General features: G+C 42.8%; 1 protein-coding gene and 1 pseudogene. Both read right to left on the bottom strand.

Annotated features, from left to right (window positions below):
* Positions 1-486: pseudogene (locus ACXAFR_RS27270) on the bottom strand (hypothetical protein); the annotation flags it as partial.
* Between the two features lie 344 nt (positions 487-830).
* Positions 831-1,511 carry a hypothetical protein gene (locus ACXAFR_RS27275; RefSeq protein ID WP_475183304.1) on the bottom strand — a complete coding sequence of 227 codons (681 nt, stop codon included), beginning with the start codon at positions 1,509-1,511 and terminating at the stop codon, positions 831-833.
* Positions 1,512-1,868: the final 357 nt, after the last annotated feature.

Below are 1,868 nucleotides of genomic sequence, written 5' to 3' on the forward strand. Positions count from 1 at the left end.
CCCTGTTTTTAGATCCCAGTCGACAACAATATCTGCAATATAAACACCGTTAAAATCTTGCACAGATACACACGCATCTTCACCACCTAGTGCATCACCCGTGTGGTAACGACAACCGATAGCGGTCACCCAAAATGTTGTGTTATCGGCTGATGCTTTAACGGAATACGTTGCGCTAAGTGGAAATCGAGTATTCTGGGATATCCAATCTGTATTAGATATTCGAGTATATTCCCCGGAACTTATATCCATCAAATAAGCAGATTTTGAATTTTCATATAAAAACTTACCTGATAGACCTGAATTTATTTCTCCAGAACTATTATTACCGGTATTGCCGCCATTATCGGTACTACCATCATCTGCGCCGCTATCGTCAGAGCCACCACCACCTCCGCCGCAGGCAGTAAGAGTCAGGCAAATAGCTAAAAGAAAAAGCTTAAATTTTGATTTGCTCATTGCATTATTAACGCTCAGATATTCCATAGGAGCACACTAAATCCCTGTAAATTAGAATGCCGTTTGCTTGTTAATTTGACCCCAATGGGTTCGGATTTTGAATTCTACTAAACAATTGCACGATCTCAAAATCAACTCAAATATGAAGCCGCCACCTTTCAAAGTTTATCGAAATACTCCCTATTGACAATGAAATCGGCCAGAATACTGAACGAAAGAATCAGCACAATGATCAAATAAATATTTAAATATGTCTTATTTAACTAAAGACGTATTCGATATTCTAAAACCTTAAACACAAAAGCAGAGACCAATAGTCTCTGCCTTTGGTAATCTGATGAGATCAACAGGTTTCGTTTGTTCAAGAAAACCTACTGCTTACGAGCCAGAGCGCCCAAGCCTTCACCAATTGTTTTAAGTGCGGTTGCCGATGCGTTAGCCATCATGCTGAACATTTGGTTGTTTGCAGTGAACTCATTCTGTGCTTGCAGAAACGCATTTCTTGCTGCCTCCTGATCTTTTTGATCACCCTCTGAGCCAGCCACAGAGTCCTCCGCATTAGCTCTCATTGTTTCCACATTTTTCATAGAAGCGTTCAAAAAATCGCCCTGGACTTTTGCCAGCCCGCCAGCCAAAACGACTAGCCAACTGGTTCCGCCTTTGCCTGTTGCTCCCTCACCAATTTCGTCATCAAGTGATTGGGCCGCGGCATAACTGGCATTAGTCATGGCGTCTTGAATAGACGGCTCGCTATTAACGGCCTCTTGCGCTGCGGGAATAGTTGGCTGCTCGGCTTCCTTAGTTGCCATATCCACCAACGTTTCAATGTTGTCTTTTAGGGACTGAGGTAGAGAGCTGTCATTGACAGGATCCATGATCACTTTTTTCAGTTGATTCAACCCAAAATTCGCGAGAGCCCCGTCAACGTTTTCTTTGCCGTGTGATTCGGCGAGCGACTCTAAAACTTCCGCAGCCTCTTTTTGCTTAACTTCCTGAGCCTGCTTTGCTTCCTGAGAAGCAACTATATGCGAAATACTACTAAAAAATCCCATTATAAAATCCTCTTAAAAAATAGGTATGGCTAAGAGTAGACGGTGTTCAAAACTGAGTTTACGTTTGTCGACAACCCCTCTGCCGCCGAACGGTACCATTAAATCAATAGCATCTAGAGAAACGTATTAGGTATTGCCCTTGCTAGGGTTAGCCCTAATCAGTTTTCGTAAAAAAACACTCAAGATCTTTTTACTGAGATTGTTTGTTTAACCTGCTTTGGCCTATCGGCAAGTGACGCTGAAACTCTGTCATCATTGCGACATTGCAATAAGGCGCAGCCTGATTTAAGGCCCGCCCAATAATGTGCTCAGCAAGTTATGCATCCATATATTATTTCACTGCTGCTCGTCCGCGCC

Source organism: Pseudomaricurvus sp. ABR4_320 (assembly GCF_056159445.1).